Source organism: Actinomycetospora termitidis (assembly GCF_030286555.1).
GTDB lineage: Bacteria > Actinomycetota > Actinomycetes > Mycobacteriales > Pseudonocardiaceae > Actinomycetospora > Actinomycetospora termitidis.
The window spans coordinates 1000061-1017687 of record NZ_JASVWF010000002.1 but is presented as its reverse complement, the minus strand read 5'-3'; the positions used below and the strand labels follow the sequence as shown (position 1 = coordinate 1017687).

General features: G+C 75.1%; 20 protein-coding genes. 5 read left to right on the top strand and 15 right to left on the bottom strand.

Annotation, left to right across the window (positions count from 1 at the left end; genetic code table 11):
• Nucleotides 1-9: 9 nt before the first annotated feature.
• A complete protein-coding gene (locus QRT03_RS12925) occupies nucleotides 10-858 on the bottom strand; it encodes a DUF5995 family protein (RefSeq protein WP_286053230.1) in 849 nt (282 codons plus the stop codon).
• 95 nt (nucleotides 859-953) lie between these two features.
• Here QRT03_RS12925 and QRT03_RS12920 point away from each other — a divergent pair, with 95 nt between their 5' ends.
• The gene (locus QRT03_RS12920; protein ID WP_286053229.1) at nucleotides 954-1295 is read left to right on the top strand and encodes a hypothetical protein; all 342 of its coding nucleotides are present in this window, start codon (nucleotides 954-956) and stop codon (nucleotides 1293-1295) included.
• Nucleotides 1296-1298: 3 nt separating this feature from the next.
• On the opposite strand, the gene QRT03_RS12915 is transcribed toward QRT03_RS12920, so the two are convergent.
• Entirely contained in the window at nucleotides 1299-1658 is a 360-nt protein-coding gene (locus QRT03_RS12915; RefSeq protein WP_286053228.1) for an Rv2175c family DNA-binding protein, read from the bottom strand.
• Nucleotides 1659-1766: 108 nt separating this feature from the next.
• On the opposite strand from QRT03_RS12915, the gene QRT03_RS12910 reads away from it, so the two are divergent.
• Nucleotides 1767-2969, top strand: coding sequence for a protein kinase domain-containing protein (locus QRT03_RS12910; RefSeq protein WP_345783246.1), 1203 nt, complete (start codon nucleotides 1767-1769; stop codon nucleotides 2967-2969).
• Here the strand turns inward: QRT03_RS12910 and QRT03_RS12905 are convergent.
• The 5 genes from QRT03_RS12905 to QRT03_RS12885 all read right to left on the bottom strand — a co-directional run bounded on the left by QRT03_RS12905 (nucleotide 2966) and on the right by QRT03_RS12885 (nucleotide 7032).
• A complete protein-coding gene (locus QRT03_RS12905) occupies nucleotides 2966-4294 on the bottom strand; it encodes a class II 3-deoxy-7-phosphoheptulonate synthase (protein ID WP_425604833.1) in 1329 nt (442 codons plus the stop codon). The genes QRT03_RS12910 and QRT03_RS12905 overlap by 4 nt on opposite strands.
• A gap of 77 nt (nucleotides 4295-4371) precedes the next feature.
• The gene (locus QRT03_RS12900) at nucleotides 4372-5325 is read right to left on the bottom strand and encodes an NAD(P)-dependent oxidoreductase (protein ID WP_286053226.1); all 954 of its coding nucleotides are present in this window, start codon (nucleotides 5323-5325) and stop codon (nucleotides 4372-4374) included.
• A 16-nt stretch (nucleotides 5326-5341) separates the two neighbouring features.
• Nucleotides 5342-5770 (bottom strand): nitroreductase family deazaflavin-dependent oxidoreductase, encoded by a 429-nt coding sequence (locus QRT03_RS12895; RefSeq protein WP_286053225.1) that lies wholly within the window; start codon nucleotides 5768-5770, stop codon nucleotides 5342-5344.
• 28 nt (nucleotides 5771-5798) lie between these two features.
• Nucleotides 5799-6305 carry a polyadenylate-specific 3'-exoribonuclease AS gene (locus tag QRT03_RS12890; RefSeq protein ID WP_286053224.1) on the bottom strand — a complete coding sequence of 169 codons (507 nt, stop codon included), beginning with the start codon at nucleotides 6303-6305 and terminating at the stop codon, nucleotides 5799-5801.
• Between the two features lie 28 nt (nucleotides 6306-6333).
• A complete protein-coding gene (locus tag QRT03_RS12885; protein ID WP_286053223.1) occupies nucleotides 6334-7032 on the bottom strand; it encodes a lysophospholipid acyltransferase family protein in 699 nt (232 codons plus the stop codon).
• Between the two features lie 202 nt (nucleotides 7033-7234).
• Here QRT03_RS12885 and QRT03_RS12880 point away from each other — a divergent pair, with 202 nt between their 5' ends.
• A complete protein-coding gene (locus QRT03_RS12880; RefSeq protein WP_286053362.1) occupies nucleotides 7235-8014 on the top strand; it encodes an alpha/beta hydrolase in 780 nt (259 codons plus the stop codon).
• Nucleotides 8011-8610 (top strand): hypothetical protein, encoded by a 600-nt coding sequence (locus QRT03_RS12875; protein WP_286053222.1) that lies wholly within the window; start codon nucleotides 8011-8013, stop codon nucleotides 8608-8610. The genes QRT03_RS12880 and QRT03_RS12875 overlap by 4 nt, the downstream gene beginning before the upstream one ends.
• Here QRT03_RS12875 and QRT03_RS12870 read toward each other — a convergent pair.
• The 6 genes from QRT03_RS12870 to QRT03_RS12845 form a co-directional block, all read right to left on the bottom strand.
• On the bottom strand, nucleotides 8607-9560 hold the full coding sequence (locus QRT03_RS12870; protein ID WP_286053221.1) for an ROK family protein: 954 nt from the start codon (nucleotides 9558-9560) through the stop codon (nucleotides 8607-8609). The genes QRT03_RS12875 and QRT03_RS12870 overlap by 4 nt on opposite strands.
• The gene (locus QRT03_RS12865; RefSeq protein ID WP_286053220.1) at nucleotides 9554-10264 is read right to left on the bottom strand and encodes a hypothetical protein; all 711 of its coding nucleotides are present in this window, start codon (nucleotides 10262-10264) and stop codon (nucleotides 9554-9556) included. Before QRT03_RS12865 ends, QRT03_RS12870 begins: the two co-directional genes overlap by 7 nt.
• A complete protein-coding gene (locus QRT03_RS12860) occupies nucleotides 10261-11499 on the bottom strand; it encodes an ArsA family ATPase (RefSeq protein WP_286053219.1) in 1239 nt (412 codons plus the stop codon). Before QRT03_RS12860 ends, QRT03_RS12865 begins: the two co-directional genes overlap by 4 nt.
• On the bottom strand, nucleotides 11499-11927 hold the full coding sequence (locus tag QRT03_RS12855) for an SRPBCC family protein (RefSeq protein ID WP_286053218.1): 429 nt from the start codon (nucleotides 11925-11927) through the stop codon (nucleotides 11499-11501). Before QRT03_RS12855 ends, QRT03_RS12860 begins: the two co-directional genes overlap by 1 nt.
• Before the next feature lie 97 nt (nucleotides 11928-12024).
• Entirely contained in the window at nucleotides 12025-12825 is an 801-nt protein-coding gene (locus tag QRT03_RS12850; protein WP_286053216.1) for a metallophosphoesterase family protein, read from the bottom strand.
• The gene (locus tag QRT03_RS12845) at nucleotides 12822-13289 is read right to left on the bottom strand and encodes a polyketide cyclase / dehydrase and lipid transport (protein ID WP_286053215.1); all 468 of its coding nucleotides are present in this window, start codon (nucleotides 13287-13289) and stop codon (nucleotides 12822-12824) included. The genes QRT03_RS12850 and QRT03_RS12845 overlap by 4 nt, the downstream gene beginning before the upstream one ends.
• Before the next feature lie 177 nt (nucleotides 13290-13466).
• On the opposite strand from QRT03_RS12845, the gene QRT03_RS12840 reads away from it, so the two are divergent.
• Nucleotides 13467-15260, top strand: a complete 1794-nt coding sequence (locus QRT03_RS12840) for an AMP-dependent synthetase/ligase (RefSeq protein ID WP_286053214.1) — start codon at nucleotides 13467-13469, stop codon at nucleotides 15258-15260.
• Nucleotides 15261-15333: 73 nt separating this feature from the next.
• On the opposite strand, the gene QRT03_RS12835 is transcribed toward QRT03_RS12840, so the two are convergent.
• Both QRT03_RS12835 and QRT03_RS12830 read right to left on the bottom strand, forming a co-directional pair.
• Nucleotides 15334-16494 carry a glycosyltransferase family 4 protein gene (locus QRT03_RS12835; RefSeq protein ID WP_286053213.1) on the bottom strand — a complete coding sequence of 387 codons (1161 nt, stop codon included), beginning with the start codon at nucleotides 16492-16494 and terminating at the stop codon, nucleotides 15334-15336.
• On the bottom strand, nucleotides 16491-17564 hold the full coding sequence (locus tag QRT03_RS12830) for a C40 family peptidase (protein WP_286053212.1): 1074 nt from the start codon (nucleotides 17562-17564) through the stop codon (nucleotides 16491-16493). Before QRT03_RS12830 ends, QRT03_RS12835 begins: the two co-directional genes overlap by 4 nt.
• Nucleotides 17565-17627: the final 63 nt, after the last annotated feature.

Genomic DNA, 17627 nt, shown 5'->3' with positions numbered 1-17627 from the left:
GTGGGGGCGTCACGCCACGAGCAGCGGCGAGCGCAGGACGGCCAGTCCGAGCGCGGCCGTGCGGGCGTCCAACCCGGCGCGGCGGGCGGCCAGGGCGCGTGGGTCGTGGCGGTGGGCCCACAGGTCCACGCCCACCGACCAGGCCTCCGCCCGGGTCGTGCGCACGAGGAGCGTCCCGAGCAGGTCGCCGGCATGGTCCGCGCGCGTCCCCCACCGCGTGAGTGGCGCGTCGAAGGTCGTGCGCAGCCGGTTCATGTTGGTCGCGAACACCTGGTTCACCGTCAGGTAGGCCGCGCGGGTCCGGTCGAGGTCGTCCCCCGCGTCGACCAGGGGCCACGTGTGGAGCAGTGCGAAGGCGAGGTCGAAGTTGATGTGCGCGTTGACCCCGGCGGCGGCGAAGTGCACGGCCGGGATCGTCGGGTCGTCGCGGCGGTCGAACAGCACCCGCCAGCTCGCGGGACAGGTCCGGGGATCGGCCGCGTAGCAGCGGACCGCGTCGATGTAGAGCTTCGCGAACTCGACGTCGAGCAGGGCCACGAAGCGGGCGTCCGCGTCGGGCGTGCCCGACAGCCCGTCGCGGACCCCGACGGTGATCCGGTGGTAGAGCGTGCTGAAGCACCAGATGCCGTTGGGTCGGCCGGGTTCGGCGGCCGCGACGTCGCGGATCGCGGCCAGTTGGTCGACCACGTCGTCGATACGGACCGGGGTCGGGGCCGCTGCCCGGGCCAGGGCAGCCCGGCGCGCGGGATCGCGCGGACCGCCGACCGCGGGCGGCGTCGAGCCGAGCCGGGCCGCCACCGCCACGTCCGCCGCCACCAGGCAGGCGGCCCCGGCGGCGAGGAAAGCACGACGGTCCACGTGCCCTCCCCACCGACCTGACCACCCCGTGTCACCGTACGGATCTCCGCGTCCACACGATCTGCTCCGGACGGGTGAGCACTACACTGCAACGCGTGCCCGACGAGCTGGTCCTCGCCTTCGACGCGGACTGCGCGACGTGCCGGACGGTCGCGGCCGAGGCCCGCCGGCGGGTGCCCGAGATGGACGTGCTCCCGCTGCGGGACTACCGGGTGCGGGCGTGGCGCGAAGAGGCGTACGGCGCCGAGCCCCCGCACGCGCCCACGCTGCTCGCCGTGAGCGTCGGCGCCGACGGCACCGACCACGTGCGGGCGTGGCACGGGCCGGCGGTGGCGCTCGGCCTCGTCCGGACCCTGGGTCCGCGTCGTGCGGCCGCACTCGTCGGGCTCGCGACGACGATCATCCGGGTCGAGCTCCGCTCCGCTGCGTCTCCCTGACCCTCAGAAGGCCATCGCCTGCGCGCGGCGTTTGACCTCGCCACCGCGGTCGGAGCGCAGCGCATCGATGGGGGCGCCGGGCAGCGTCGGGTCCTCCTGGAACAGCCAGCGGAGGATCTCCGCGTCGGTGTAGCCGCCGTCGCGGAGCAGCGTGATCAGCCCGGGCAGGCCCTTCACCACGCCGCTCTCGACGAGGAACGCGGCGGGGACGATCCACTTGTCGCCCTCGCGGACGCCGAGGAGCTGGCCCTGCTTGATCATCTGGCTGACTCGGGTGCGGGGCACGCCGAGCCGCTCGCCGGCCTCGGCGAGGGTCAGGGCGTCGATCTCGCGACCCACGAGAGCGGTCAGTGCGGCGGTCATCGGCGCCCACTGTGCCAGAGGACACGCCCGGGGGACATCGGTTCCGGGACGGACGCGCGCCGCGCGTCGTCCCCGCTCACGGCCCTGCGGCGCGCCTAGCATCGGCCCATGCCGCGCGACGCCTCCCCGGGGACCGCCCGCACGGTGCTCGACGGCCGGTACCGGGTCGGCGAGGTGATCGCCCGGGGCGGCATGTCCACGGTGCACCGCGGGACCGACCTGCGGCTCGACCGGCCGGTCGCGGTGAAGATCATGGAGCCGTCGCTCGCCCGGGACCCGGTGTTCGTGCGCCGCTTCGAACGCGAGGCCCGGGCGGCCGCGCGGCTCTCGCACCCCGGGATCGTGGCGGTGCACGACCAGGGGCGGCACGAGGACGGCACGATCTTCCTCGTCCTCGAGCTCGTCGAGGGCGGGACCCTGCGCGACGTCCTGCGCGAGCAGGTCCGGCTCGCGCCCGCGACGGCGCTGACGGTGGTCGAGCAGGTCGTCGCGGCCCTCTCGGTGGCCCACCGGTCCGGCATGGTGCACCGCGACGTCAAACCGGAGAACGTCCTGGTCCCGACGACGGGTCAGCTCAAGGTGGCCGACTTCGGCCTCGTCGCCGCGGCGTGGGACGGGGCGGCCGACGGGTCGCTGGACACCGGCGGGTCCACCTCGGACGACCTGATCCTCGGCACGGCGGCCTACCTCGCGCCGGAGCAGGTCCAGCACGGCCGGACCGACGAGCGCAGCGACGTCTACGCCGCGGGCGTCGTGCTGTTCGAGCTGCTCACCGGGGTGCCGCCGCACGGTGGGGACACCGCCCTCGCGGTCGCGTACCGGCACGTGAACGTCGACATCCCCGCCCCGTCCACCCGCGCACCCGGCATCCCCCGCGCGCTGGACCGGCTCGTCGTCGCCGCCACACGGCGCGAGCCCGACGACCGGATCCCGAGCGCGACGGCGTTCCTCGAGGCGGCCCGCCGCGCGCGCCGGGAGGAGGCCCTGCCGTTCTCCCCGGTCGCGCCGCCCCGCCGCCGCGAGGACGGCGAGACCGCGCCGCCCCTGCCGCCGCACACCGGCACCCGGGTGTTCACCGGGCCCACGCCGCGCCCGGAGCCCGAGGAGCCACCGGAGCCGGACCCCGAGCCGGAGCCCGCCGACGACCCGCCCCCGCGCCCGGGCAGCGCGGACGTGGTCGACCGGGTGGAGCGCCAGACCCGGCGTCGGGACCGCATCCGCTCCCGCCGGATCTTCGTGGCCTGGGTGCTCGCCGTCACCGTCGCGACGGTCGCCTCGGGGATCGTCGGCTGGGGACTGGGTACGCCCTAGTTCCGCAGCATCTCCGCGATCAGGAACGCGAGCTCGAGGGACTGCTGGGTGTTCAGGCGGGGGTCGCAGGCGGTCTCGTAGCGGCCGGCGAGGTCGGTGTCGGAGATGTCCTGCGCGCCGCCGAGGCACTCGGTGACGTTCTCGCCGGTGAGCTCGACGTGGATGCCGCCGGGGTGGGTGCCCAGCCGGGAGTGGACCTCGAAGAACCCCTGGACCTCGTCGACGACCTGGTCGAAGTGGCGGGTCTTGAACCCGGTGGTGGCCTCGTAGGTGTTGCCGTGCATCGGGTCGCACTGCCAGATGACCTGGTGCCCGGAGGCGGTGACCTTCTCCACCAGGCCGGGCAGCACGTCGCGGACCTTCCCCGCCCCCATCCGGGAGATCAGCGTGAGCCGGCCGGGCTCGTGGTGCGGGTCGAGCCGCTCGACGTACTCGACGGCCTGCTCCGGGGTGGTCGACGGCCCGATCTTGAGCCCGATCGGGTTCGCGAGCAGCTCGGCGAACGCGATGTGCGCGCCGTCGAGGGCCCGGGTGCGTTCCCCGATCCACAGGAAGTGCGCGCCCAGGGAGAACAGGCGGGGGTCGTCACGGCGGGTCGAGTCCAGCCGCAGCAGCGCCCGCTCGTAGTCCAGCACCAGCGCCTCGTGGCTGGCGTAGATCTCGGTGGAGTGCAGCGAGTGGTCGGTGACCCCGCACGCGGACATGAACCGCAGCGCCCGGTCGATCTCCGCGGCGACGGTCTCGTAGCGTTCCCCGGCCGCGGAGTTCGCGACGAACTCCCGGTTCCAGTCGTGCACCTCGTGCAGGTCGGCCATGCCCCCCGAGGTCAGCGCCCGGGTCAGGTTCATCGCCGCGGAGGCGTTGGCGTAGGCGCGGATCATCCGGCCCGGGTCCGGCACGCGCAGCTCGGCGTTCGCGGCCAGCGAGTTGACCATGTCCCCGCGGTAGGACGGCAGCCCGAATGCGTCCAGCTCCGAGGAACGCGGCTTGGCGTACTGGCCGGCGATCCGGCCGATCTTGACCACCGGCGTCGAGGCCCCGTAGGTCAGGACGACGGCCATCTGCAGCAGGGTGCGGATGTTGCCGCGCAGGTGCGGCTCGGTGTTGTCGGCGAAGGTCTCCGCGCAGTCCCCGCCCTGCAGCAGGAACGCCTCCCCGCGCGCGACAGCGGCGAGCTGCCCACGCAACCGGTCGATCTCGGCGGGCACCGTGATCGGCGGGACGTGCTCGAGCACCGTCCGGACGTCGGCCACCGCCGCGTCGTCCGGCCACGCCGGCTGCTGGAGCGCCGGACGCGACAGGGCCTCGTCCAGACGGTCGCGCATCTCGGCGGGCAGGGGCGGCAGGCCGGGCAGGGCATCCACGGGCAGGTCGACGGACCACACGAGGGATCAGCCTACTGTCACGCGACCCGGTGCCGGACCGGTTCCCCGCGCAGGAAGCGACCGACGTTCGTCACGAATCCCCGCGCCATCCCGGCGTAGGACTGCTCGGTGATGCCGCCGACGTGCGGGGTCACCAGCACGTTGTGCCCCAGCAGCTCGTCGTGCGGGTCGATCGGCTCGGTCCACGTCACGTCCAGACCGGCCCCCGCGATCCGGCCCGTGCGCAGCGCCGTGAGCAGCGCGTCGCGGTCGACGACCGGCCCGCGCGCGACGTTGATCACGTGCCCGCCCGGGTTCAGCGCGGCGAGCGCGTCCCGGTCGACGACGCCGCGCGTCGCCGCCGTGAGCGGGCACGCCACGACGAGGTCGTCGCACCCGGCGAGCGCGGCCGGGAGGTGCCCGCGGCGGTACTCGTGCACCGCGGCGAGCGCCTCCGGGTAGTCGGACGCCTCGCGGCGCCCGATCCCGACGACGTGCACCCCGAAGGCCCGCAGCCGGACCGCGACCTCGACGCCGATGTCGCCCGTGCCCAGCACGGCGACCCGGCGACCGTGCAGCATGACGCCCATCGGCGAGCCGACCGCCTTCTCGGCGACGCCGGCCCGCGCCTCCTCGTAGCGCCGCACGAGCGCCAGCAGCAGGAGCAGCGCGATCTCCGCGACGGCGGTGGCGTTGCCCGACCCGCCGCCGGGCACGTTCGCGACCGGCACGCCCCGGTCCCGGGCGGCGGCGAGGTCGACCCCCGAGACGCCCACCCCGAACTGCTGGACGAACCGCGCCCCGCACGCGTCGATCAGCGGGCCGTCGATCGTGCTGCCCAGCGGGGCGAGCACGTCGGCCGGCACCGGCGCCGCGTGCGGCACGTCGACCAGCTCGACGCCGGCGAGCTCCGGGATCGCGAGCTCGGCCAGCGCCTCGGTGAGGCACCGCCGCACCTCGGGGAAGCCGCCGCCGACGAGTCCGATGCGCACGGGGTCGATCATCGCCCTACACCGGGTCGAGCACGAACACCGGGATCTCGCGGTCGGTCTTCTCCTGGTACTCCGCGTAGGACGGGTACGCCGCGACCGCCCGCTCCCACCACTGCGCCCGCTCCTCGCCCGAGACGAGGCGGGCGCGGTAGGTCTTCGTCTCACGACCGTCCTGCAGCGTGAACTCGGGGTGGGCGACGATGTTGTGGTACCAGACGGGGTGCTCGTCCGCGCCGCCCTTGGAGGCGACGACGCCGTAGTGTCCGTCGTGCTCGACGCGCATCACCGGGGTGTGGCGCAGCTTGCCGCTCTTCGCCCCGCGCAGCGTCATCAGCACGATCGGCGAGCCGAGCACCGTGATGCCCTCGGTCGTGCCGGTCTCCTCGATCCGCTCGATCTGCTCGCGCACCCAGTCCGTCGGGTTGGTCTCCACCTGCTCGCTCATGAGTGGGACAACCCCGCAACGGCCATGATCATTCCGGGTCGCCCATCCGCTCCCGCCAGATCGCGTCGACGACCTTCCACTTCACGAGGTTGTGGCGGGCGTCGGCCAGGGCGTCGTGCGCGTCCGGCGGCGCGGGCGGGAGCTCCGGGCGCCCGACGTCCTCCCAGCGCTGGCGCAGGTCCCGCGTGTAGCGCGGGAGCGCGCGCGGCAGGTCCGGCATCGCGCCCCACAGCTGCGCGACGACGACGTGGTCGTAGGGCGCGTTCCACGCCCACAGCTCGACCTCGCCCGGACCCGCCGTCACGAAGGCGTAGAAGTCCTCGCGCAGCTGCAGGCGGCTGCACCAGGCCGGGTCGGACGACGGCGGGAGCTTGTCGAGCACGTTCTTCCGGACCCACGGACCGGCCTTCATCGGGTCGAACGCGCGGGAGATCGCGTAGAACTCGCGCCCCTGCTCGTCGACCGCGCCGAGCGAAATCAGGTCGATCGTCGTCCCGTCCTCGATGAACTCGCAGTCGTAGAAGATCCGTGCCACGGAGACCGATTGTGTCAGGCCGACCCGCTCACGCGGCGGCGTCGTCCCCCTTCTCCAGGGCCTCCTTGGCCTTGGACGCGTACACGTCCACGTACTCCTGCCCGGAGAGGTCCATGATCGCGTACATGACCTCGTCGGTCAGCGCGCGCTCGACCTGGCGGTCGTCGGCGATGTCGAAGTAGCGGGAGAAGTCGATCGGCTCGCCGATCGCGATGGTGATCTTCGCGGGGCGCCAGAACCGGGACCCGACGGGGTTCGCGCGGTCGGTGCCGATCATGGCCACGGGCACGACGGGCACGCGGGCCTCGAGCGCCATCCGGGCCACGCCCGTCCGGCCCTTGTAGAGGCGGCCGTCGGGCGAGCGGGTGCCCTCGGGGTAGATGCCGAACAGGCGCCCCTCCCGCAGCACCCCGATGCCGGTGTCCAGGGCCGCGCGGGCGGCGCGGCCGTTGCCCCGCTCGATCGGCACCTGCCCCATGCCGGAGAAGAACCAGCGCTGCAGGGTGCCGATCGGACCCGGCGTCGTGAAGTACTCCGCCTTGGCCGGGAAGGCCATCCGGCGGGGCACCATCAGCGGCAGGACGAACGAGTCGAGCACGGCGAGGTGGTTCGACGCGACGAGGGCGCCCCCGGTACGCGGGAGGTTCTCGGCGCCGCGCACGTCGGGCCGGAAGGCCGCGCGCATCAGCGGGCCCATGAACACCCACTTCATCAACCAGTAGAGCACCGCTCCCCTTCCACCGACGCCCGGATGTCGCAGCGTAGGCAGCGGCGTGTCGACGGACAACGACGGCGCGTCTCCGACAGCGACCGACCGGTCACGGACGACACCACCGGATCGAGGCCCTGGACGTACCGCGGCGGTGTGGGACGTGCCACCATGGGGCCGGGCACTGACTCGCCCGAGATCGCCAGTCGTGGAGGCACGTGTGCCGGTGATGCCCGGGGCGGAACCGTTCTCCGCCGACCCCGACGGCGCCGAGGTCGGCGTCGTGCTGTCCCACGGGTTCACCGGGTCCCCGCAGAGCATGCGGCCGTGGGGCGAGCACCTGGCGGCGCAGGGGTTCGCGGTACGCGGGCCGCGCCTGCCCGGGCACGGGACCCGCTGGCGCGACATGCAGGCCACCCGCTGGCCCGACTGGTACGGCGAGGTCGCCCGCGCCACGGACGAGCTGCTCGCCCGGTACGACACCGTGCTCGTCTTCGGGCTCTCGATGGGCGGGACCCTGACGCTGCGGGTCGCCGAGGAGTACGGCGACGCGATCGCCGGGATCTGCCTGGTCAACCCCTCGGTGACGACGTTGCGGCGCGACGCCGCGTTCGCCCGCTACCTCGCGCGGCTGTGGCCGTGGGCGCCGGGCGTGGCGAACGACGTCGCGAAGCCGGGGGTCACCGAGCTGGGGTACGACCGGGTGCCGCTGCGCGCCTTCGTGTCGCTCACCGAGCTGTGGGACGTCGTCCGGGCGGACCTCGGCCGCGTGACGAGCCCGGTGCTGCTCTACCGCTCGACCGACGACCACGTCGTGGAGCCGGTCAACGCCCGCCTCGTGCTCGACGGCGTCTCCGCCACCGACGTGACCGAGGTCGTGCTGCACGACAGCTTCCACGTCGCCACCCTCGACCACGACGCGCCCACGATCTTCGCCGGGAGCACCGAGTTCGCCCGCCGGCGCCACGCCGCCCGCACCACCTCAGGGAAGCCCGCATGAGTTCACCCGACCCCGAGGACTCCACCCGGCGCGACGAGTCCGGGTCCGGCTCCGCCGGCGCCCGCCGCTTCGAGCTGCCCGACGACGTCGACGCGGCGTTCGCCGACATCGTGGCCGACTGGGCGTCCACGGGCGCCCCGCGCTGGCCGGAGGCACCCGACGACCTGGACGGTCCGTCGTCCGGCCTCGGGGTCGCCACGCCGCCGCAGGGCCAGCCGGCCGCGCACCCCGAGCGCCCCGTGGACGACCTGTTCTCCTCGCCCCCGGCCGACCCGGCCCCGGAGCCGCCCCGGCCGGCCCCGCCGATGACACCGGCCGCGCAGCAGCCGCACCGGCCGCACCCGCCCGCCCGGCCCGAGGACGAGCACTTCGTCCCGCCGGAGCCCCCGCCGCTGCCCCGCATCGGCATGTCCAGCCTGTTCGGACTGCTGCTGCTCGTCGTCGGGGTGGTGCTCCTCGCCCTGCCCGGCCTCGTCGGCGGGATCGCCGGGCTCGGCATCGTCCCGGGCCTGCTGGCGATGGCCGCCGGGCTGGGCTGGCTCGTCGTCGGGATGCGACGCCCCTCCGGGTCCGACGACCCCGAGGGCACCGTCTAGAGCCCGCGCTCCCGGGCGTCCAGCGCCGCACCGATCATCCCGGCGTCCCCGCCGAGGGTGGCCGCCCGCACGTCGGCCAGCCGCCGGTGGCCCCGGCCGGTGACCTCCTGCGCGTACCCGGCGCGGGCGTCGTCCAGGAACAGCGGCGCGGACGCGGAGACCTCGCCCCCGAGGACGACGACGTCGGGGTCGAAGACGTCCGCGACCAGCGCGAGGCCGCGGCCGAGCCAGCCCGCGAAGTCGAGCACCACCCGCTTCGCCACCGAGTCCCCCGCCGCGGCGGCCTGGGCGACGTCGCGGCCCGAGATCGGCAGGCCGCGCTCCCAGGTGGCGCGCAGCGTCGAGAAGTCCTCGCTGGCCGACACCAGCTCGTCCGCGCTCGCGCCCAGGGCGGTGCCGCTGCAGTAGCGCTCCAGGCACCCCCGCTTGCCGCACGGGCACGGTCGCCCGTCCGGGACGACGACGACGTGGCCGAGTTCCGGGGCCACGCCGTGGGCTCCCCGGAAGACCTGCCCGTCGACGACGAGCGCCGCGCCGATGCCGGTGCCCAGCGCGACGAGGCAGGCGACCCGCGCCCCGGCCGCGGCCCCGACGCGGTGCTCGGCGAGGCCGGCGGCGTTCGCGTCGTGCTCGAGGGTGACGGGTACGCCGAGGCGGACCGTCATGCGCTCGACCACCGGCTCGTCACGCCACGGGAGGTGGGCACCGAAGGACACCGAGCGCCGCTCCGGGTCGACGAACCCCGCCACCGCGAGCCCGACCGCCCCGACCTCGCGGTCCCGGGTGCGGGCCTCGACGGACAGCTGCTCGACGAGCTGGGCGACGGCGTCGTCGAGCTCGTGGGGACGACGCGGCGTGGGGGCGACCCGGGTCGCGAGCAGCGCACCGTCGGCGTCGACCAGGGCCGCCTTGACCGTGGTGCCCCCGACGTCGACCCCGACCGTCAGCACGGGCGGGGCCGGCGACGGACCGGGATGCGCTGGACGCCGCGGCGGGCGCGCTCCGGTGCCGGCGCGGTGGTGGTGGGGCCGCCCGGCGAAGGGGCCGCGGCGGCCGGTGTCGGGTCGGCCGGTCTCGGGTCGGCCGGTGTCGGGTCGCCGAGGGAGTGGCGCGGGCTCGGGCGCGGCCCGCGCTTGCCAGTGGGGCGGTCGGCGGGCCGGGGGTCGACGTCGGCCGCGTCCGCGGGGTCGTCGCGCGCGGGCACCGGCTCGGGGTCGAAGACGGCGTGCGGCGCGGTCTCCCACGGGACGTCCGTCGTCCAGGTCGGCGTGCCCCACTCGGACGGCCACCCGGCCGGAGCGGCACCCGGCGTCGGGTCGGGGAACGTCGGGTCGGGCGCCGGTGCGTGGTGCTCGTGGGTCCCGGTCGCGTGCGCCTGGACCAGGAGGCGCAGCAGCACCAGCAGTCCGGACGCCTGCTCGGCCAGGGTCGCCGTCAGCTCCGGCTGCTCCCCGCGCAGGGCGGCGGCCAGCGCGCAGACCGGGCACCAGGTGCACGGGCCCGGGCTCTGACGCGGGCGCTCGGCACCCCCGTCGGCCCCCTCCACGCGGGTCCCGACCCAGTCCAGCAACGTCGTCGCGGTCTCGCGGGCCTCGCGGGCGAGGCGCTCACGCGCCACCCGGTCGGCCTCCGTGCTCCCCCCGGCCCCGCTCATCGCATCCACACCGACGGGTCCGGGCGGAACGCGACCGAGAGCACGTCGTCGTCGAGGTCGGCCCCGGTGACCTCGCAGCGGCGCAGCACCGGGGGCAGCGCCACGGTCCGGCGGCGCCCCCCGACGGTGACCGCGAGGTCGTCACCGATGCGCACCAGGTCGACCTCACCGTCGCCGATGCCCGGGACCTGCAGGTCCAGCGCGTACTCGCTGTCCACCGAGGTCCCCTCCCCCGCGGTCCGCCGCAGCTCCATCAGGGGCCGGGCGCTCCCGCCGTCGAGCGGGTCGTCGTCGCCGTAGAGGTCCACGGCGAGCTCGGCGAGGTCGTCGAGCCCGACCGGCTCACCGGCCCGGTGCGCGACGGTCCGGACGGGGACCCCGGCGCCGGTGGTCAGCTCGGCGAGCTCGGCGAGGACGTCCTCCTGTTCGCGACGGCGGACGCGCAGCCACTGCACGGCGGCGCTGCGGCCGGTCCCGGGATCGGGCACGAGACGATTCGCGACGAGGCCGTCGACGTGCAGCTCGTGCAGGGCCAGCGCGGTGATCGTCCGCCGGGTCTCCGCGGCGACGACACGCTCCGGGGTGAGCACGAGCCGGACCGTGGTGGTGGACCGGTCGGCGAGCATCGCGCGCAGCCCCGAGAGCTGCTCGGCCAGCCGGGACAGCGACGCCGCGGCCGCGTCCCACCTCGCCACGGTCGCCCCGCTGCCGGCGAGGCCGGCCAGGACCCCGCGCACCGCGCGGCGGTGGGCGGGGAACAGGCGCTCGAGGTAGCCACCGAGGGCCTCGGGGAGGCTGAGCAGGCGCAGCGTCTCGGCCGTCGGGCCGCAGTCGACGACGACGACCTCCCACGGCCCGTCCTGGGTGGCCCGGCGCACCTGCTCGAGCGCGAGCAGGTCCTCGACCCCGGGCAGGACGGTGAGCTCGTCGGCGACGATGTCCTCGACGCCCGCGCCGGACAGCAGCGTGCGCAGCTGCGCCCGCAGCGGCTCCCAGGCCTCGTCGACGAGCGCGCGGGTGTCGACGTGCGCGGCGTAGAGCCCGGGCAGGGACGTGCCGTCGACCTCGGCGGGCTCGCCGCCGAGGGTGACGTCGAACGCGTCGCCCAGCGAGTGCGCCGGGTCGGTCGAGAGCACGAGGACCTTACGGCCGGAGCGCGCCAGGGCCACGGCCGTCGCGGCCGCCGTCGTCGTCTTCCCGACCCCGCCCTTGCCGGTGAAGAGCAGGACCCGCACTAGCCCTCCACGCGTCGCTTGAGACCGGTCAGCGCCGTGTCCATGATCCTCTTCTCGGCCCGCCGCTTGATCAGGCCGGGCATGGGGACCGCGAGGTCCACCGACAGCGTGTAGGTCACGGTCGTCTCCTTCTCGGAGCCCTCGAGCCGGTAGCGCCCGCGCTGGCCGCGCTGCATCTGCCCGGAGACGAGGTCCCAGGTGACGCCGTCGTCGACCCAGTCGTAGGCGAGTACGTAGGTGTCCTTGAGCGGACCGGCGTCCAGGGTGAACCGGACCTGTTCGGGGCGGCCCTCGTCGTCGTGGGTGAGGACCTTCGCGGAGGTGATGGAGTCCGCCCACTCGGGATAGGCGGGGAAGTCGGCGATCACGTCGAGCACGGCCGTCGGAGCGGCCGCGATGGTGATGGACTGCGTGGACTCGTCCGCCATGGCGCGGAAGGCTACCGTCGCCGGCCGGTCGGACTCGCCCCGCCGTCGTCCTCGCCACGCGCGGGGGACGTGTGGCGGGTCCGCGGTGTCACGTCGGTCACCATCGCGCCACCGCCGGGGTGCCCCGCCGGCGGAAATGGCCGACGTTGACGCACTCGGTGGGCCCGATCCGGGTGCGGGCCGTGAGCGGAGCGTGCACGTGCCCGTACAGCGCGAGGCGTGGCCGCGTGGCGCGGATCCGATCGAGCAGGGCCGGCGAGGTGAGCTCGTGGGTGCGCGCCACCACGTCGTAGGCGAGCTCGGCGACGGCGGGTGGCGCGTGGCTGCACAGCACGTCGACCTCCCCGAGGGCCTCGACGGCGGCCGTGAACTCGTCGGCGCCGCGCATGTAGGAGCGGAAGACCCCGGCGCGCGGCTCCACCCCGGGCGGGAGCGGGACGCCCCCGACGAACCCCACCCGGCTGTCGCCGATCTCGACGACGTCGCCGTCCACCGGGACGACGTGCGGGTACGCGCCCAGGAACTCCGGCCACATCGCCGGGACGTCGACGTTGCCCGGCATCAGCCACACCGGCACCTCCACCGCGCCGAGCGCGGCGAACATCCGCCCGTACTGCTTGCGCACGGCCTCGTCGACCCGGCCCCGCGGGTCGTCGACGTCCGCCCACAGGCTCTGCGTGAACTCCCGCAGCGCCCCCGGCCCGCCCTCCGAGCGCAGCCGGGCGAACTCCGTCGTCGCCCCGGGGCCGAGGATGTCGGCGAGGATGCCGTGCGTGGGCTCGTCGTAGTCGACGAAGTCGAGCAGGTCACCGAGCACGACCAGGGCGTCCGCACCCCGCGCGGCGGACGCGAGGGCGTCGCTGTTGCCGTGGACGTCGGAGACGACGTGCACCCTCATGCCGGGGCGAGTGGAGCGACGGGGGGATCGGCCGGCGCCGGGGTCGGCACCCCTGGGCGGCGGGTCCACCCCGCGGTCCCGGTCGGGGCCGCCTCGAGGCGGGCCTTGAGGTCGAACGCGATCGCCTTCGCGGCCCGCTGGCGCCGCAGGGCCTCCCGGGCCGGGCCCCGGGCACCCCGGAGCAGACGCCGGGCCGACCCGCCGTCGGGACCGGGAGCGGGGTCCAGGCGGAGGAACCAGTGGACGACCGTCCCGTCGCCGACGGCCTCGCACCACACCTCGGCGCTGCCCACCCACCGGCCGGTCACCGACCAGCGCAGCCCGGCCGCGCCACGGTCGGCGAACACGTGCAGCTCCAGGTCCGGCCACAGCCTCGGCCAGTCGGCCGGATCGGCGAACGCCGCGGCCACGACGGCGGGTCCGGCCAGCACGAACGTCTCGTCGATCACGTCCAGGGCGGCCACGGCGACAGCGTGCCGCACGGTCGCCGGGGTCGCAGCGGCACCCCGACGCCCGATGTCCGTTTCGGGCGTTTCGTCGGGGATACCGTCGGGTAGTGACGGCGGGCCCCGGGCGCCCTAGGCTGCGGCGGACCGGAGGTCGCCGGGGACGCCGGTCGACGGTGGAAGGGTGTGTGCGGGGTGCAGGAGTACAGCGTGCCGGCGGTGGCCAAGGTGGCCGACGACGACCGGCTGACCGACGCGGTCTGGGACAACGCCGCGGCGCACCCGGGCGACACCGCCTACCTGCGCCTGGTGGACGACGCGTGGCAGCCGACGACCTTCGGGGAGTTCCGCGACGAGGTCGTGGCCGTGGCCAAGGGCTTCATCGCCGCGGGCCTGCAGCCGGGTGACCGCGTGGGCATCGTCGCGAAGACCCGCTACGAGTGGACGCTGGTCGACTACGCGCTCTGGACCGCCGGGTGCGCGGGCCTGCCGATCTACGAGACCTCGTCGGCGTCGCAGTACGAGTGGTGCCTGTCCGACTCCGGCGCCCGCGGCGTGGTCATCGAGACCGACGAGCACCGGCAGACGCTCGAGAAGGTGCAGGAGAACCTGCCCGACCTCGCCCACGTGTGGCAGATCGACGGCGGCGAGCCCGCCGTCGAGGCCCTCAAGGAGGCCGGGCGGGACGTCCCCGACGCGGACGTCGAGGCGCGCCGCACCGGGGTGCAGGCGGACGACCTCGCCACGCTGATCTACACCTCGGGCACCACGGGCCGCCCGAAGGGCTGCGAGATCACCCACCGCAACCTGCTGTTCGAGGTCCGTGCCGCGGGCGAGACGTTCGGCTCGATGATGGAGGCCGGGAACTCGACGCTGCTCTTCCTGCCGCTGGCGCACATCTTCGCCCGCGTGGTGCAGGTGGCCGCGCAGGAGCAGCGCTACGTCATCGGGCACTTCGCGGACACCTCGAAGCTCTCCGGGGAGCTGCCGCGGTTCAAGCCGGACTTCCTGCTCTCGGTGCCGCGGGTGTTCGAGAAGGTCTACAACTCGGCCAAGCAGAAGGCCTACCAGGGCGGCAAGGGCCGGATCTTCGACCTCGCGGAGACCACCGCCGTCGAGTACTCGAAGGCCCTGGACGCCGGTGGTCCCGGCCTGGTGCTGCGCGGGAAGCACGCGCTGTTCGACGCGCTGGTGTACTCGAAGCTCCGGGCCGCCCTCGGCGGGCAGTGCCGCGGCGCCGTGTCCGGTGGCTCTGCCCTCGGCGCGCGGATCGGCCACTTCTTCCGCGGGATCGGCGTGCCGATCCACGAGGGCTACGGCCTCACGGAGACCAGCGCCGCGATCACCGCGAACGGCGAGGGCCACATCCGCGTCGGCACCGTCGGGCGGCCACTGCCCGGTGTGACCATCGCGATCGCCGACGACGGCGAGGTGCTCGCCAAGGGCGACGTGGTGTTCCGGGGGTACTGGAACAACGCCTCCGCGACCTCCGAGACGCTGCAGGACGGCTGGTTCCACACCGGCGACATCGGCACCCTCGACGACGGGTTCCTCGCGATCACCGGGCGCAAGAAGGAGCTGATCGTCACCGCCGGCGGCAAGAACGTCGCACCGGCCGTGATCGAGGACCGGATCCGCGCCCACCGGCTCGTCAGCCAGGCGCTCGTGGTCGGCGACAACCGGCCCTACGTGGCCGCCCTGATCACCCTCGACGGCGAGGCCCTGCCGGGCTGGGCGTCGGAGCACGGCAAGTCGGGCACGACCGCCGACGACCTCGTCGACGACGCCGACCTCCGCGCCGAGATCCAGTCCGCGATCGACGACGGCAACGACGCGGTGTCCAAGGCCGAGTCGGTGCGCCAGTTCCGCATCCTGACCTCGGACTTCACCGAGGACTCCGGCGAGCTCACCCCGACGATGAAGCTCAAGCGCAACGTCATCGCCGACCAGCGGGCCGACGACATCGAGGCCGTGTACGCGCAGCGGTAGCTCGTCGCCGACCCTCTCCGAGCGAACGGCACTCTCGCAGCTTCTACGCGCGCGAGAGTGCCGTTCGTTCGGATCAGGGTGACTCCGTCTGGGCGAGCGCCTCGAGCCGACGGGCGCGCGCTGACCAGGTCCACTCCGCCTGCATCCACCGCCGCCCGGCCGCCCCGGTGCGGGCGGCCTCGTCGGGGTCGGCCAGCAGGTCGGCGACGACCTCCGCGACGTCGGCCGGGTCGCGCCCGTCGGTGAGCCGGCCCGTCCGGGTCCCGGGCGGGCCGCCGAGGACGGTCTCCGGGGCACCGCCGGAGCGGCCCGCCACGACCGGCACCCCCGTGGCCGAGGCCTCCAACAGCACGATCCCGAGGCCCTCGACGTCCAGCCCGCCCCCGAGCGTGCGGCACGGCAGCGCGAACACGTCCAGCGCCGCGTGATGGGCGGGGATCTCGTCGTGCGCGAGCGGGCCGGTGAACACGACGTCCTCCTCCACCCCGACCTCGCGGGCCAGCCGCCGGAGCCGGTCCGCGTCCGGCCCGTCACCCGCGATGACGAGCGCCGTCCCCGGCACGCGGCGGACGATCGCCGGCAGCGCGCGGATCAACACGTCCTGACCCTTGCGCCGCACCAGCCGGGACACGATCCCGACGACGGGTCGGTCCCCGAGCCGGTAGCGGTCCCGGATCGCCCGGCGTGCGCCGTCGTCGGGGCGGAACCGGCTCGTGTCGATCCCCGACGGCAGGGGCTCGAGCGCGGCGTCCGGGCCGAGGGCGGAGGCGATGCGCGCCCGGGTGTAGCGGCTCACGGTGGTGACGACGTCGGCCTCGCGCCCGATGCGGTGGAGCAGCTGCCGGCTGCCGGGCAGCATCGACCAGCCGACCTCGTGGCCGTGGGTGCTCGCGAGGACCCGCCGGACGCCCGCGCGGCGCAGGGCCGGGGCCATCAGCCCGAGCGGGGCGGCCGCGCCGAACCACACCGTGTCGTGGCCCTCGGCGAGCTCCGTGGCGCGGCGGACCGCCCGCGGGGTCGGCAGCATCATCGTCGTGGCCAGCCGGTGCACCGTGAAGGGCTGCGCGGCGTCGAAGGCGGCGCACCGGCCGTCCGAGTCGGCGGCATCCGGCCAGGTCGAGGCCAGGACCGTCAGGGATCCCGGGGGCAGCCGGACCGCGAGTTCGTGCAGGTAGGACTGGATACCGCCCGGGCGCGGCGGGAAGTCGTTCGTGACGAGCAGGATGCGGGTCACGGGGGTGAGATGCGCCGGATGGTCGAGACGTTCCTGCGTACCGGGGCCACCTTCACGACGTCGCCGGACTGCGGGGCCTCGAGGAAGCGTCCGCCGCCGACGTAGATCCCGACGTGGGTGGCGGGGCTGCCGAAGAAGATGAGGTCGCCGACCTGGACCTGCGCCGGGTCGACCAGCTGGCCGACCTGCTGCTGGGCGGCGGCCACGCGCGGCATCCCGACCCCGATCTGGCGGTACGCCCACTGCACCAGGCCGGAGCAGTCGAACGTGTTCGGCCCGGTGGCACCCCAGACGTAGGGCGCGCCCTGGCGGCTCAGGGCGGCCCGCAGTGCCGCGACGCCGAGCGAGTTCCCGGCGATGTTCGTCGGGTAGTTCGTGACCCCGCCCCCGCGCAACAGGGCCCGGTCGCCGCGGGAGAGGCGCCCGAGTGCGGCGTCGGCGGCGGCGACGTCGCGGTCGGCCTGCGCCTTCGTCCGGGCCGCGTCCTCGAGGGTGCGGGCGGCGTCGTCGGCGGCCCGGCGGGCGTCGGTGGCGCGGGCGTCGGCGTCGGCCTGGGCGGACTCCGCGGCGCTCGACGCGTCGAGGTAGCGCTGCAGCACCGAGCGGTTGGCCTCGGAGACGGTGTCGAGCAGCTCGACCTTGTCCAGGTAGGCCTGCGGCGTCGGGGCGGAGAGCAGCGCGCCGAGCTGGTCGAGGTCGCCGCCCTGGTAGGTGCTGCGGGTCAGTTGGTCCACCGCGACGTAGGCCCGGTCGAGCGCCTCGCGGGCCTCGCTGACCGCACCACGGGCCGCGTCGGCGGCCTTCCGCGTGCGGTCGGCCTCGGCGCGGCGGACCGGGAGCTGTTCGCGGGCGCCCATCGCCGCCTCGTTGGCGGCCTCCGCCCGGGCGTTCGCGTCGGCGAGCGACCGGACGACGTCGTTGGCGCCGGGCGGGACGATCGGGTCGGCCGCCGCGGACCCGGCCGTGACCGGGGCGAGCAGCCCGACGAGGGCGAGCAGCAGGACGGCGAGCACCGTCGGCGCGGTGCGTCGACCGGGGCGCGCGTCGGGGCGCGCCGAGCGGGGCGTCACGGCTCGGGGTGGTCCTCTCGGCCAGGACTCCCGACGGACGGGGAGCTCGTCCGCGGAAGGTGA

Coding starts and splice junctions, on each gene's coding strand:
- QRT03_RS12895 (WP_286053225.1), bottom strand. CDS start 5,770: ATGAGCGAGCAGGTGGAGACCAACCCGACGGACTGGGTGCGCGAGCAG.
- QRT03_RS12915 (WP_286053228.1), bottom strand. CDS start 1,658: ATGACCGCCGCACTGACCGCTCTCGTGGGTCGCGAGATCGACGCCCTG.
- QRT03_RS12905 (WP_425604833.1), bottom strand. CDS start 4,294: ATGCGCGACCGTCTGGACGAGGCCCTGTCGCGTCCGGCGCTCCAGCAG.
- QRT03_RS12865 (WP_286053220.1), bottom strand. CDS start 10,264: ATGAGCGGGGCCGGGGGGAGCACGGAGGCCGACCGGGTGGCGCGTGAG.
- QRT03_RS12875 (WP_286053222.1), top strand. CDS start 8,011: ATGAGTTCACCCGACCCCGAGGACTCCACCCGGCGCGACGAGTCCGGG.
- QRT03_RS12850 (WP_286053216.1), bottom strand. CDS start 12,825: ATGAGGGTGCACGTCGTCTCCGACGTCCACGGCAACAGCGACGCCCTC.
- QRT03_RS12855 (WP_286053218.1), bottom strand. CDS start 11,927: ATGGCGGACGAGTCCACGCAGTCCATCACCATCGCGGCCGCTCCGACG.
- QRT03_RS12910 (WP_345783246.1), top strand. CDS start 1,767: ATGCCGCGCGACGCCTCCCCGGGGACCGCCCGCACGGTGCTCGACGGC.